We start from the raw sequence: 14,657 nt of genomic DNA, 5'->3' as shown, positions 1-14,657 counted from the left end.
TGACACAGAATCTGAGGTGACAGAGGTGAAGTATGAAACCATCAATAAACTATACACTGGGCCAATTTGCTTTTGATTTACGTAAAAGCCTTGCCCCCGCCGGGCATACCTGGGTGTGCAGCGGCTACAGCACGGCTGCTCCGCTGGAGCGTACTGTCAGCGGGGTGCGCGGGTGCTATTCACCGCCTTTTGCAGCCAAGGATATGGAAGTTAAACTTCTCGTAACAGCGGATGGGCATCCTGTTGCAGATGACGGAAATCTGGGCAAAGGGGATTGCGGCGTGCTGTATGCCCAGGGGGTATGGCGGCCCGATCAGATTGGGCGGCAGGGCACATATCATCATTTGATCGGCGGACAGCTGATTTCCCTTGCCGTGAGCAGTGAATTGACGCCGCTTGCGGATGCACATGGATTTATTCTCACCGAGCGTGTACGGAACCGCAGCCAAAGACCCCTTCCTGTGGCCTTTCAGCCGGTGCTTCAGCCGGGGAGTCCGGCGTATGTTCCCTTCGATGAATGGGATTACGGGGCTCCGCTGACCGGGACTGGTGCTGCTGTGAACATCGGCGAGGGAATTTGGGAGAATGAACAAGTGCGTGTCACCCTGATCTGTGAGGGAAGCCGGGAACAGGTGCTAGAGGAAGGGGAAGAGGCCGTATTCTGTCTGGCAGCAGTGCTTACTCCTGCCGGACAGGAGTTCGAAGGGAATGAAGGGCGGAGCTTGGGAGAGATGGCGCAGCGGACAACGGCCGCCTGGGAGCAGCGGCTTGCGGAAGCCTGCCGGGAGCTGCCGGTTCTGCAATCGGATATTCCGGGCCTGGAAGAGTATTACCGCCGCTCCCTGATCAGCGGTCTGGTCTGCCTGTGGGATAATCCGGATTTTGCGATCCGTCCCTTCCCGGTTGTCTCGGGGCTTGAGGGTGCCGGAATCTGCTGCTATCCATGGGATATCGGGGGTTATGGGGCGCGCACGATGGCCATGATGCTGGGCAAGGACAAGGCGGCGGAACTGGCGGAATTGATGGTGAAGAGCGGCATCGACCGGCACTCGCGCTTTGCTCCAAGCGGCAGGGGGGCCAATGTGCCTTACTCCTACAGCCTGTGGTCCTTTCTGAACTTCGCCTGGTCGATCATTGTACTTCATGGCGGGGGAACGGAGCTGTTTCCTGCAATGCGCGAGCTGGCCTTATATGACGACAACCGCCTGCCGCAGTGGAATGAGCTGCTGGATTACGGCCTCCAGCCTAACCTGCTGGAGATGCGCGGTGCGGGCTATGAGCATATCGTCGCCAGTCCGAATGCCGAGCGGGCCTGGAGCTATGACCGCTTGGCGGATCTTGCCCAGCATTTGGGACTCTGCGATGAGCCTGTGGAGCATTGGCGGGACAAGGCTGAGCGCATCCGGCAGTCCATCCGCAGCCATCTGTGGGATGAGGATAAGGCCTGGTTCAAGGCTTTATACCCTGGGGGCCATGAAGAGCTGATCTATTCAATTCAATATTTCGATGCCCTGCGATTCGGCGCCTGCAGCGGCGAGATGAAGCGTGGCATGTTCGCACAGGTCAGAGATGGCGCTTTCCTGGGTAATTACGGCGTGAGCAGCATTTCTTCCGAGGATGAACTGCACTATGAACAGAATGATCCGGATTGGTCGGGCAGTGGTGCTTACACAGGGGATGGGCCAATGTTAGCTCTGACTCTATGGGAATCCGGACAGGGTGAGCTGGCCTGGGATGTGCTGCAGCGCCACTTCTGGATGGGTCGGCATCTGCCCTATTATCCGCAGGAGCATTGCTGCGACCGGCCGGCCGTTCCAGCACACAAACGGGCCAATGTGGTGGCCGGTTTGGCAGGCGCGGAAGCACTGCTATTCGGCATGGCCGGTCTGGACCCGCAGCTGGATGGCAGCCTGTGGATTCATCCACAGCCGCCCGCAGAAGGCCATGTCCGGCTCTCCGGCTTCTTTTTCCGGGGGCATGTCATTGATGTTCGGCTCAGTCCGGGCTGGTGTGAAATCACTCGTGATGAAGAAGCAATCTACAGCGGTGTTCCGGGCCGCGTGGAGATTGTTCCTGCAGGCAAAGGGTAACACCATTGAAATGGCGATTATTTCTGTAAATAGGGTACCTCATTAAATGAATGGAGTTGAATAAAGTGACCTGCTTGCGGCAGAATTTCGATATTATCGTGGTGGGTGCCGGCATCGGAGGCATTACGGCTGCGCTGGCCGCTGCCAGGATGTCCCCGAGCGTTCTGCTGATTGAAGAGGCAGATGAGGTGGGCGGAACCGGAGTTTTTTCCAGTGTCTCGCTGATCTGCAATTTCCGGGATTCCAATGGACGTCCAATCACCAGCGGCATTCATAGGGAACTATTCCCGGCCGCCTATACCCACTATAGCGAGCAGCGTGTCCCCACTTATGATGAACTGGTGCTCAAAGCAACTTACAGGAAGCTACTGGCGGCCGAGCCTGCTCTGACGGTGTGGACCGGATGCAAGGTTACACAGGCGGCTGTGCAGGAGGGAGTGATTCAGCACCTCCATCTGCAGGGCAGCCAAGCTACGGAGGTAGCCGCCCGGATGTTTCTGGATGCCACGGCGGACGGCAACCTGTCCGCAATGGCGGGAATGGAATACGAACTGGGCCGGAAGGGCGACGGAAAGATGCAGTCTGCTACAGCCACCTTCCGGGTCAGTGGTTTGGATACCTCTAAGCTTGAGAATCCGAATATCCTTGAATGGTCGGCCATTCATTCCTTGCGGCGTGAGCTGCTTCCCTATTATGAAGAACTGCAAGCCCGCGGCGGGACCCGCAATCCGAGGCAGAGCATCACCTGCTTCCCTTATCCGGACGGGGAGGCGTTGCTGTTCAATTCCACCTCCGTGATGGGAGTGGACCCTACCCGGCCTGAATCCTTGGCACGCGGTATGGAGGAGGGGGCCAGGCAGGCGAATGAGCTGTTCGAGGCGATTACCGGCCATCCGGCGTTCAGAAAGGCGAGGCTGGACTATATCGCGCCGAAGCTTGGAGTGAGGGAAGGCAGACGTATTTCTGGAGAATATATGCTGACGGAGGAGGATTGTCTGGGTGCAAGGCATTTTCCGGACATGATTGCCGCATGTGCTTATTCTCTTGATATTCACAGCCCGGACGGCAGAGCAACGAGGCTGGGAAGCATCCCCGGGAACGGTTATTATCATATCCCTTACCGGTCATTAATCCCGCGAGGCTGCTCCAACCTGTTGCTCAGCTCCCGCTGCATCAGTGGTACGCATGAGGCGCATAGCTCCTATCGGATTATGGCTTCGGTCAGTGCAATCGGTGAAGCAGCGGGTGTAGCAGCCGCACTTGGTGTCCTGCAGCACAGAAATGATGTAAGAGAGATCGAACCTTCGCATATTCGTTATGTGCTCCAATTGAGAGGTCAATTTACGGAAGGCGTCGTGGAGCGGATTCCGCTTCCCGCCGGACCTGCTCAGAGAAACAATTCATTATAATATTGAAAGGAGAAATAAGATGAGAAATGATAAACTGGTGCTTCTGGCCTTATGTTTCTTGCTTATCGTCTCCATAGCAGCAGGGGGCTTTCCCCTTGCTGTTTACGGAGAACAATTGAAAGCGGTTGCAATAAAGGGGGCTGCGCCTACTCTGAGGGCACTGCCTGCAACTGCAGCGTTCTCTGTCTATGGGGAGCTCGCTCCAGTGATTACAGACTGGGAAGAGTTCCGCCGTAGCTTTGGCAGCCATAACCATGCCCTGGCGCTGGAAGCCGGGGATAACATTACAATAGACGGCAATATGGACGAATGGGCCGGTTATGGTGAGGTCCGCTTACCCGTCGCTGACGCGCAGGTGCTGATCAGCGGCTGGGGAGGACCGGCGGATGTATCCGCCAGTGTCTATCTGACATATGACGAGGACAATTTCTACTGGGCGGCGAAGGTGACGGACAATGCGCATACGCCTGTTTCTGACAGCACGATGTGGAGAGGGGACAGCATCCAGTTTGCCTTTAGCCCCGGAGGTACTTACGGGCCAGAATATGGAATCAATTATATGGACGGTCAAGCCCATGTCTGGCAATTCAGCGAAGGCGGGGCGGCTCAGGGTGCAGAGGGCATTACAGCCGCCGCAACCCAGTCAGGGCAGGACATCTTCTACGAGGTGCGAATGCCGTGGACAACAATCTCTGCGGCCATGCCCGGGAATGGTGAGCTTCCGTTCACTTTGCTCTTCAATGACAATGACGGGGCGGGTCGGAGAGGGTGGATCGAATGGACACCCGGCATCGGCAAGGCCAAAAGTCCGGCTGATCACGCGGTACTGCACCTGGTGCCTTCTGCTGATCCCTGGAGCTTCTGGGTGGAAGGACCCAAAGAGATCAATGTGAATTCTACCGTGTCCTTTTCGGTATACGCGGTGAACTGGACCTCGGAGGTCCGCAGCTTTCATCTGTCCTCCGGACTGTCCGGCGTGGAAGAAGATTTCACGCTTCCCGGCGGTTCCGTTGCCGAATGGACTCTACCGTTCAGCACGGCGGAGCCTGGGGAGCATCAGCTTGAATTCACACTGACCGAGCAAGGAGCTCCTGCCGGCAAGCGGCAGGAGCTGAAGGTTACAGCCGTCATCGCTCCTGTTCAGATCGAAGCCATGCTGGACGCTGTGAATGCAGAGCTCCCCGGTCTGGAGCAGCTATTGCTACAATGTGAGGCGCAGGGGCTGTCGACTGATTATGAACGGATTAATTATACCGTCATCAAAGATTTCGTCGGATATGGGAAGGAAGACATCCGGCAGGGCAGACTGGGCAGAGCACAATATGTGGCCGCAGGACTGGAGACGCTGTTCAATGAAGCGCAAACGCAACTAGAGGGATACCTGGACGGCAGTCTTACACCACAATCCGCTCCGCGTTATGTATCCGGACGCCCGGAAATATCAGGCTATTCCTTCCTCGGCGGTACGAAGGTGCGAAGTACAGGCTTCACGGAGGAACGGCCGATCTTCTTCACGGGTTATGGACACTTTAGCCAGGTGAAGAGGGATATCCCGAAGCTTCAGGATCTCGGAACCAACGTGATTCAGATGGAGCTGGGGCCAAGGGATGTCATTCTGGATAACAAGGATTTCGTGAACCGCTATACAGTCAACCGCTCCGGCGGGGTCTCCGCCACAGCTGCCATTGTGGAAGGGATCGGCCACTCGGGGAACAATTCACTGAAGATATCCAATGCATCGCCGCGCCAGTCCAATGTCTTCATCAATGTCAGCCAGACGTTGCAGGTAGAGCCGGAGACGACTTATGAATTTAAAGTATGGGTGAAAGGCGACAATGCCAATAATGTCTGGTTTCCCGGCGGAACCGGCTGGAAGCAGCGAAAATCCTTCCCTGCCGGAACCTATGACTGGCGTGAGGTGAGCTTCGAATATACCACTGCGGCAGGCGAGGTATCCTACCCTTTGGTTATTCTGTCCGAGAACACGGGCACCGTTTGGCTTGACGACCTCAGTGTCGTCAAGTCGGGGAGTACAGTCAATCTGGTACAGAATCCCGGCTTTGAGGATCTTGGGGGTTATTCCGCAGAGAAGGAGTATGTAGTCTCGACACGGAAAATTGAATCCGACTTGAAGCCGGTGCTCCAGAGGGCAGAGGATTACGATGTGGCTGTCAATCTGCTGATCTCCCCGCATTATTTCCCGGACTGGGCGCTTGCGAAATGGCCGGAGCTGAAGGTGGCAAACAATGGTTTTATTAAGTTCTCTCTGTTCCGGCCTATGGCCAAAGATATCATTGAGGATTATTTACGGGCTTTGATTCCCGTCATCAAAGATTATGGTTCCCTGCAGAGTCTTACGCTCAGCAACGAATCCGTTTATCAGGCCAATAAAGATCCGTATGCCTTGCCGGCATGGAGAGAATATCTGGAGGAAGACTATGGCGGCAGCATTGCGCAGCTCAACAGCGTTTACGGCACCGCCTATGCCTCCTTCGCGGAGGTGACGATGCCTGACAATGTAACCGCTTCTCCGCTCTCTTATGATTATGTACTGTTCAACCAGGACTATTTCGCCAGCTGGCATGAGTGGATGGCGGGTATTATTCATGAGCTGGCTCCGGATTTGCCTGTGCAGGCTAAGATCATGGGCGACCCCAGAGGCAGCTTGTCCTGGGGTGTAGATATCGAGCGGTTCTCGCAATTCAGCCAGATCAACGGCAATGACAATTGGAACTATATTAATGAAGGCCCGAAGGGCTTTATGGAAGAACTCAGTTTCTATGATCTCCAGGCCTCCTTTAAGCAGGCGCCGATCTTCAATTCGGAGCATCACCTAATTGCCGACGGGGACAAAATGTACACGCCGGAACAGGCGAAGCATGTCCGCTCCGTATTGTGGCAGAGCGCCATCCACGGCAGGGGCGGCTCCGCAATCTGGATCTGGGAGCGTACCTACAATGAAGCCGCCAGTGCTGAAGGCAGCATTCTGCACCGCCCGGACGCGGTGGTGCAGGCCGGGCGCACCAACCTGGACCTGAACCGTCTGGCCGGACAGGTGACCGCCTTTCAGAATGAGCAGCCGCAGGCGGCCATTCTCTATTCAACCGCCTCGGGAGTTTTCTCCGGAGATTACTCGGCGGTGTCGCTTCGTTCTTATGAGGCTCTGTCCTACAGCGGATATAAGGCAGGGTATGTCTCGGAGCAGCAGGTGGAAGCCGGAGGACTGGACAGCTATAAGCTGCTGATCGTACCTAATGCGTCACGGGTTAATCCGGCAACGCTGGGCGGGATCAGGCTGTTCATGGAGCAGGGCGGTCGGGTGCTGCTAATCGGCTCCCATGCTCTGGAGCTTGCGCCTCATGGCACACCGCTCTCTGCCGCGGACAGAAGTTATGTATTCGCACATGCCGACAAGATAGCGGCGGCAGACTGGACTGCAAGTCAGATCAGGGACTTCTTATTACCGATCCAGCAGAATATCAACCCGCAGCAGTTAATGCTCCTGGACCCGGTGGATGGTGAGCCTGTATATGGTGTGGAGTGGAGAAGCGTGGAATATGAAGGACGGACGCTGGTGAATGTGGTCAATTATGGTCCGAATGCGGTAACGGTGTCCATCGAAAGGAATGGAGCCAGAGCTGTGGGCTTCCCGGATCTGATCACCGGAGAGAGCGCGGCTGGCCAGACGATTGAGCTGCAGCCGCTGACTCCTTATCTGTTCAGCCTCGACTTTCCCGGTTGCGGGGATTGAGAAAAGCTGCCGGACTCTACCTGTTGAACATGCGGTACTCGCGTGGGGATACTCCGCTCAGCTGCTTGAAGATTTTACCGAAATGGGAGAAGTTCCCGAAGCCGCACTGCTCGGAAACGGCGGTGACCGATATTCCGGTTTCCTTCAATAAGCGCTGTGCTTGTCTGACTCTTGTGAGATTGACGTATTCGCTGAATCCGAAGCCGGTAACTTCCTTGAACATGCGGCTTAGATGACTCTTGCTGATGTAGAAGCGGGAAGATAAGTCGTCCAGCTCCAGAGGATCAGCATAGCTGGCATGAATATGGCGGACTATAGCGGTGATCTTCTGCTGTACCGGTGTAGGCTCGTAGTGAACAGACGGCTCCTGTCTGAGCAATTCTCTGGCCGTGAACAGCAGCAGCTCTGTCGCCGCATTGACCGCGTGGATTTCATAGCCCGGGGGTTCTTCAGTAAGCTCCCCGAGCAGTTTCAGCAGCAGCGCCTCCAGCGGGAGGCGCTGCTGCAGCTTCAGTCTCAGAATAGGATACTCATGGGAGAATACAGACAGCAGCAGCTGCTTATGGTCTGCAGAGAATCCGTCGAAGAAGGCAGGATCATAATACAGCAGCATTCTTTCGTAGCCGGGAATGCCGGCGTCGGAGGTTCTATGCACTATATCCGAGCCGATCAGTACTATATCTCCGGGCTGTACGGTGAAGCTACGGTCATGAATGAAGTAGTTCCGCTCACCGGAAAAAAGATAATACAGTTCATATTCACGGTGAAAATGGGTTTCCGGCATGGTGTGAAAATCGTTCCTGTCGAACTCAATCTGAAGTCCATTCCGGGAAGCTGTAAGGCCAAATCTAATTTGATCCGGCACCTGCCCGATGTCCATAGATCAACTCTCCTTCATATAGGAAATAGCATATACAGCTATTATAGCGAAATAAGCGTGGTATTGGAGAAATGGAGTGATAATTGCAGAGAAACCATATAATTATTGTGTTATTCTATGGCTGAAAGCCAACAAAATAGGATTAACTATGGGAGGCGCAAGAGAATTGGATAAGAAACGTTATGTACAGGTAGGCATTGGGGGCAGGGCTCAATTCTTCTATGAAGCCATTGCCAAGGAATATAGGGATTCCGCAGAACTCACCGCTTTTTGTGATGTGAATCAGACGCGTATGGATTATGCCAATAAGGTTCTCTCGGGAACCTATGAATATCCGCAGGTGCGCACTTACCTAACCGAACAATTTGATGAGATGATTGAAACCGAGAAGCCGGATATCGTCATTGTTACCAGTGTGGACCGGACCCATCACCGGTATATTATCCGCGCGCTTGAGCTGGGCTGTGATGTCATTACGGAGAAGCCCATGACCGTGGATGTGGAGAAATGCAAAGAGATTTACGATGCTGTGGAGCGAACAGGACATAAGGTGCGGGTTACCTTCAATTACCGTTATGCTCCGCATCACACGAAGGCCCGCGAGCTGATCTCTTCCGGGGTGATCGGGGATGTGCATTCGATCCATTTTGAATGGCTGTTGAATACACAGCATGGTGCGGATTATTTCCGCCGCTGGCACCGGGATAAGCGTAACAGCGGAGGCCTGCTTGTCCACAAATCGACTCATCATTTCGATCTGGTCAACTTCTGGATCGGTGCGGAGCCGGAGACGGTATTTGCCTTTGGTGATCTGAGATTCTACGGCCGGGAGAACGCCGAACGGCGCGGCGTAACTTCATTCTACCAGCGTGGCACCGGCAATCCGGCAGCCTCGAAAGATCCTTTCGCCCTGCATCTGGATCAGAATCCCGTGCTGAAAGAGATGTATCTGGATGCGGAGGCGGATGACGGCTACCAGCGGGATCAAAGTGTATTCGGCGACGGCATCAGCATCGAGGACACCATGGGGGTAATGGTCCGGTACAGTAACAAGGCCATTCTCACCTATTCGCTGAATGCCTATATGCCTTGGGAAGGCTACCGGATCGCTTTTAACGGCTCCAAAGGAAGAATCGAAATGAGTATAGTAGAGAAATCCTATGTCAATGCCGGAGGTGACCGGTCACTGGAAGGTGCCGTGGAGGGCAAGCATATTGTGGTCCATCCCATGTTTGATGCGCCTTATGAGGTCCAAGTGGACGAAGGAACAGGAGGTCACGGCGGGGGAGATCCGGTGCTACTGAATGATTTGTTCGGAACCCCGGACGAGGACATCTACCACCGGGCAGCTGACCACCGGGATGGAGCCCGCTCCATCATGACCGGCATCGCTGCCAACCAAGCTATCCGCACCGGGCTTCCGGTCCGGATCAAGGATCTGATCTCAATTTAATTTAATAGAAGAAATAGACACAATAGAGCCTCCAGGTGCGCAGATCTGGAGGCTTTTAATAAATCCAGAATTCATATGTTGTACGCAATAAATTATGCCTTATATTTCTCGCTGAACGGCTACCGTCCTTAAAAGGACGGCGAAGCCGTTTTTCTACTTGTCTGGTCTCTTCCGGTTTCCAGTTTTTAGCGGGACTGATATACTGAATTGTAGTGTGGATAACGTTAAGTACTGTGGTCTTAATAAATCATCCAAACAAGCTGAAGACAGAATTATTGTCCTCCTCATGAAATGAATATTATAGCGCTTAATCAAAAAAAAAATCAGAGTCTTTTGGTGAAACTAAACGGTTGCCCCGAATGGATTGGTGAAAGAGGCATTAGGTTTGCAATAGCCTGATAACGGAGGAGCCCATATGAAAACCCTATACCGGCCTGTCGGCCTTACGGAAATGAAGCTAATACTCGATCTGCACCTCGGCGGCTTTCCTTCCAGATTACCGGAACAACCCATTTTTTATCCTGTTCTAAATAAGCCGTATGCTGATCAAATCGCGAGAGAATGGAACACCAAGGACCCATTTTCCGGCTATGCCGGGTTTGTGACTGAATTTGATGTAGCCAGTCCTTATATCGATCAGTATGAAGAACAAGTGGTAGGAGCCAGACATCACCTAGAGCTGTGGATACCTGCTGAGGAAATGGACGACTTCAATCATCATATTGTCGGTCCAATCCGAGTGGTTGATGCCTACTACGGTACCGATTATGTGGGTCTGATCCCGGAGATACCTGTTTTTGAGAACCAAAGCGCAGCCCAGCAGCTGATTAAATGGAGAAATATTCTTGAGTACAATGCTATGGATTTTTACAGTGAGATCAGAGAACATTGGCAGCATATATTCACGAGCTATCCCTATTGGAGTCAGATGGATTTTACGGGTTACGGATTATCAGAGGCTACAAAAAACGGAGTGCTTGGAACAATGAAAGAATATTGGAATGGGCATTTTCCGGATATGGTTTTACCTAGCATTGGCTAGTAGTTATTATGATTCTGATGTTGCGTCTATGGTCGAAATAAAATGGAAGGTCTATGAGCGCATGGAGAAGAAAGGCTCTGGAATTGTTTTATTATAACAAAATCAACAATACGCATTTCTTAAGTTGACAGGAGGAACAGAACGACGATGAGTAACCCGAAAACGAATCTTAATAAATGGTTTCCTAAAGAATCTACAACCCTCTCAGCGGAAGAGATCGTCGATTCGGTATGCAGCAACATCTATGAGCCTGAGTATGCGGCTGCCCGGGAGGATGTGCTGAAATCACCGGGATTCCTGCGGGAGATTATGCTGCTGATCGATCTGGATACGGAACTCACCATGAATGGCATCTTGGGCTTTCTGGAGAATTCATCCGGCCAATATTTGCTGGAGACCATTCAAGCTTTACAACATATTGGCGCGGCCGAAGATGCAGAGATTTTAGAGCAGATCTACCAGCAGCTTGAAGCCACTCCGGTTCAGCGGAAAAACACTCCCAGCCTTCATGAAATCAGCAGCTTTCAAGACCGGTACATCCTGAATGCGGAAGTATTAGATGGAATACTCAGGCTGTCCGAGGCACTGTATTTGAATACACCTGACCGCAATATTTTTGATAACCTGGTTGGCTATCTTTCTGCGAACAGACATCGACTTGATGAAGAACTGAAGAAGTATAGCTAGTGATGCGGTCTAGCTGTGGGTAAGGAAATAATCTAATCTAGGAGATGCACAAAATGCCCGAAACGATTAAAACCAATGTAGATGTACTCCACATGCTGGATTCGCTGATGAGGGAGCCCGCCCCGTTTTGGAACAAATTCTATGGTGACAGAACTAAGGGGGTTCCCTTTTTTGTAGATAAGCCGGATGAAAATTTGGTCTCTTATGTGGAATCGGGGATATTGCAGGGCGGGCGGATGCTGGAGCTGGGCTGTGGACCTGGACGGAATGCGATTTATGGGGTGCTTCATGGTTTTGATGTGGATGCGATAGATCTTTCGGAAGAAGCCATTGCCTGGGCGAAGGAACGTGCAGCTGAAAAAAATATTCGGGTGAATTTTACCTGCGGATCGGTCTTTGAGCTGTCTCCCGAGTCTGAATATGATCTGGTCTATGATGCAGGCTGTCTTCATCATCTGTGGCCCCATCGGCGAATTGGATATATTGAGATGATCCATCATGCGCTGAAGGACGGGGGATATTTTGGATTAACTTGTTTTGCTCCCGGGTTTACGGACATGGGAGGAGCTATGGAATTAAGCGACTGGGATGTGTACCGGGACCGAAGCATGCATGGCGGACAAGCGTACAGCCAAGAGAAATTAAGCGAACTCTTAGGTGGATATTTTGAGCTGGTGGAGATCCGGTTGATGAAGGAATGTGCGGAGAATGACGCAGTGTTCGGCGTTCCTTTTCTGTGGACAAGCCTATGGAGAAAACAATTGAAGGGATAACTGCATAGGCCAGATTACTTGCAAACTCAAAACGTATACAATTCTCCACAATAAAAGTGAGGGGTGTGAAAAAATGAAAAAGAAGCTTGGAATTGCGGTTATTACATGTATTTTTTTAACAGGAAATGCCGTTGGAGTATTTGCTGCTACGCAGTACAAGGAGGTAAAGGCGCTCTTTTATCCTTCGATGAAGGTGGAATTGAACGGTCAGCAAGCGGACTCCGTAAAAGCTTTGAAGTATGATGGCTCACTTTATTTGTCGGTTAAAAGCATGACTGATTATTTTGGACTGGACTCTGCTCTGAAATATGATAGTGCTAATAATAAAGTAACTATAGGCGGACCTCGATACATAAATATTAGCAATTCGGACTCCCCGAACTTTTATCAGGTCATTGTCAACGGGAACTGGAATTATTCGTATCTGACATCTTCCCGGATAGTTGTAAGCAATTATTATATGGGGATCGATATGGATCTGGCTGTTCAGAACGGAACCTCCATGGAGGACTATTCTAAAAGTCTAATAAAAAATGAATACAGCGACCTCAAGGTTACCAATGAAGTGGATACTACAATCAGCAATGTGGAAGCCAAGGTTATCAACTATAAAGACAAAGAAAATGTAGGGAGACTGGCTATTCTTCATAAGGGTTCAGATTTTTTGACTATACATTTTTTTGTGGACGGAAGCAGATTCAAAGAAAGTGACTTTAACGAATATGAGAAAATAATCAAAAGCTTAAATATCCAATAAGTTAAAATCGACCACTGAAGGAAGGGAACCCCGTGACTCTATTGGAAACAGAACGGTTAATCATTCGTGAATTTGTCCTTGAAGATATGGAAGAGGTGCATGCCTATGCCTCAGATCCTCTGGTGGCGAAATATATGATATGGGGACCTAACTCGGAGGAGGAGACCAGAAGCTACATCAATCTGACCATGGAAATGCAGCGTCACAGCCCCCGGCGTGACTTTGAATTTGGCGTCGTTCTCAAACAGACCCGTCAGCTGATCGGCGGCTGCGGCATTCACGTTAGCGAACCGAGACAAGGGGAAATAGGCTATTGCTTCAACCCGCTGTTTTGGAGACAGGGATATACCTCTGAGGCGGCTGCCGCTGTACTTGATTTCGGGTTTCGGGAGCTCGATCTTCACCGTGTATACGCTACCTGCCGTCCGGAGAATATGGGTTCAGCCAAAGTTATGCAGAAGCTTGGCATGGCCTACGAGGGACATTTGCGTGAACACTTGTGGCATAAAGGGAAATGGCATGACTCTTATCTGTATTCGATTTTGAAGCCTGAATATGAGCAGCAGAAATGATAAGCTTGGCAGCGAATTTTACTGATCCAGCCCATTCATACCTTTATATGAAAAATAAAAGTGTAGGAAGGAAACTAAGATGAGTCATATCTTCTTAATCATTATTCTTTTAGTTGTGTCGGGCGTTTTTGGAGGTGCCGTTAATTTTCTATCAACCACTAATGATAAACAGAGCATTTTTGGGAATTATGAATTATTAAAGTCCATACTAATTGGAGTTGCTGCTTCATTATTAGTACCGCTTTTTCTTAATACTATTTCAAGTAACTTAATTCCAGAAAGTGAATCTGATCCTAATAAGCTACTAGTTCTTATAGGATTTTGTTTAGTAGCCTCAATATCATCCAAATCATTTATACAACTTATGACTAATAAAATGATGAAAGAAATTAATGAAATGAAGTCCGATATAAAAGATGTAGCGAAGGAAATGGAAGTCATTGTTTCAAAAGAAACTGAAGAAGGAGACGAGAATATATATGAAAATATTGAAAGTAGACTAGATCATCATGCATATGAACTAAAAAATGAAGAGACTTTGGTATTGAATGCTTTATCCAATGGTGCATATATTTATAGATCCCTTAATGGTATACATAAGGCAACGGAGTTAAGCAAAGAGAGTATCAATATGGCTTTAAACTCCTTGCTGCATGAAGGCTATGTGGAACAGACCACCAAAGCTGGCAGTGTTAGATTTTTTGTTACTAAGAAAGGTAGAGGAGTCCTATTCGCGGCCTCTTCGAATAACATCTACACTAACTTATAAATGTACTTGATTCAGGTGAAATTATTTCAATAGAGATTACAACCCAATCCTATTGATGAACAATATCAGCGAATCAAGCTGTCCATCTGCACAAGCCATCCGTTCTGTTTTTCATAGAGTATAGTAAAAACCCTGTACAGAAAATACTCTGTGACAGGGCAGTACAGGCAAGGCAGTGAACTGAAGAGTCCTTGAATCATGCAGGAATAATGAATTTGAAATTAATCATAAACACGACCAGCGCGGCGGAAGCCAGAGAAAAGGTAATGCAGCCTGCACCTAGGGCACGGCGGCGGTCTCTAATGAATTTGAAGCCCAGTGCCCCAATAAGAACCGTAGTTCCCGCCAAAACGACTGTCATACCCACCATTGCCAGCCAGTATAGCACTTCAAAAAGCTCTGCCATGAAGAGTCCTCCCCTCCAGGCCATAATACAATGAATTTTAAGGATTTTCCAGCGAAAATGTCTGGATA

The 14,657-nt window shown here is 50.6% G+C and carries 12 protein-coding genes; 10 read left to right on the top strand and 2 right to left on the bottom strand.

Annotation, left to right across the window (positions count from 1 at the left end; genetic code table 11):
- Positions 1-32 precede the first annotated feature (32 nt).
- Genes ACTJKB_RS18755 through ACTJKB_RS18745 form a run of 3 tightly spaced genes read left to right on the top strand, consistent with a single transcriptional unit; the run spans position 33 to position 7,250 of the window.
- On the top strand, positions 33-2,090 hold the full coding sequence (locus ACTJKB_RS18755; protein WP_440835921.1) for a hypothetical protein: 2,058 nt from the start codon (positions 33-35) through the stop codon (positions 2,088-2,090).
- Positions 2,091-2,140: 50 nt separating this feature from the next.
- Positions 2,141-3,499, top strand: coding sequence for an FAD-dependent oxidoreductase (locus tag ACTJKB_RS18750; protein WP_440835920.1), 1,359 nt, complete (start codon positions 2,141-2,143; stop codon positions 3,497-3,499).
- A gap of 19 nt (positions 3,500-3,518) precedes the next feature.
- Positions 3,519-7,250 carry a beta-galactosidase gene (locus ACTJKB_RS18745; RefSeq protein WP_440835919.1) on the top strand — a complete coding sequence of 1,244 codons (3,732 nt, stop codon included), beginning with the start codon at positions 3,519-3,521 and terminating at the stop codon, positions 7,248-7,250.
- Between the two features lie 16 nt (positions 7,251-7,266).
- On the opposite strand, the gene ACTJKB_RS18740 is transcribed toward ACTJKB_RS18745, so the two are convergent.
- On the bottom strand, positions 7,267-8,130 hold the full coding sequence (locus ACTJKB_RS18740) for an AraC family transcriptional regulator (protein WP_440835918.1): 864 nt from the start codon (positions 8,128-8,130) through the stop codon (positions 7,267-7,269).
- A gap of 148 nt (positions 8,131-8,278) precedes the next feature.
- Here ACTJKB_RS18740 and ACTJKB_RS18735 point away from each other — a divergent pair, with 148 nt between their 5' ends.
- From ACTJKB_RS18735 to ACTJKB_RS18705, 7 genes are all read left to right on the top strand, one after another.
- The gene (locus tag ACTJKB_RS18735; RefSeq protein ID WP_440835917.1) at positions 8,279-9,583 is read left to right on the top strand and encodes a Gfo/Idh/MocA family protein; all 1,305 of its coding nucleotides are present in this window, start codon (positions 8,279-8,281) and stop codon (positions 9,581-9,583) included.
- Between the two features lie 415 nt (positions 9,584-9,998).
- A complete protein-coding gene (locus tag ACTJKB_RS18730) occupies positions 9,999-10,625 on the top strand; it encodes a hypothetical protein (RefSeq protein WP_440835916.1) in 627 nt (208 codons plus the stop codon).
- A gap of 147 nt (positions 10,626-10,772) precedes the next feature.
- Positions 10,773-11,312, top strand: a complete 540-nt coding sequence (locus tag ACTJKB_RS18725; RefSeq protein ID WP_440835915.1) for a DMP19 family protein — start codon at positions 10,773-10,775, stop codon at positions 11,310-11,312.
- A 44-nt stretch (positions 11,313-11,356) separates the two neighbouring features.
- Entirely contained in the window at positions 11,357-12,085 is a 729-nt protein-coding gene (locus tag ACTJKB_RS18720; protein WP_440835914.1) for a class I SAM-dependent methyltransferase, read from the top strand.
- Positions 12,086-12,158: 73 nt separating this feature from the next.
- Positions 12,159-12,842, top strand: a complete 684-nt coding sequence (locus ACTJKB_RS18715) for a hypothetical protein (protein ID WP_440835913.1) — start codon at positions 12,159-12,161, stop codon at positions 12,840-12,842.
- A 32-nt stretch (positions 12,843-12,874) separates the two neighbouring features.
- Positions 12,875-13,414, top strand: coding sequence for a GNAT family N-acetyltransferase (locus tag ACTJKB_RS18710; protein WP_440835912.1), 540 nt, complete (start codon positions 12,875-12,877; stop codon positions 13,412-13,414).
- A gap of 79 nt (positions 13,415-13,493) precedes the next feature.
- A complete protein-coding gene (locus ACTJKB_RS18705; RefSeq protein ID WP_440835911.1) occupies positions 13,494-14,183 on the top strand; it encodes a YEATS-associated helix-containing protein in 690 nt (229 codons plus the stop codon).
- A 196-nt stretch (positions 14,184-14,379) separates the two neighbouring features.
- Here ACTJKB_RS18705 and ACTJKB_RS18700 read toward each other — a convergent pair whose 3' ends face one another.
- A complete protein-coding gene (locus tag ACTJKB_RS18700; RefSeq protein ID WP_440835910.1) occupies positions 14,380-14,589 on the bottom strand; it encodes a hypothetical protein in 210 nt (69 codons plus the stop codon).
- Positions 14,590-14,657 lie beyond the last annotated feature (68 nt).

Source organism: Paenibacillus sp. 22594, from assembly GCF_052044425.1.
Taxonomy (GTDB): Bacteria; Bacillota; Bacilli; order Paenibacillales; family Paenibacillaceae; genus Paenibacillus_AQ.
Note: the sequence above shows the minus strand (reverse complement) of the source record. Positions and strands in the feature narration are given on the sequence as shown.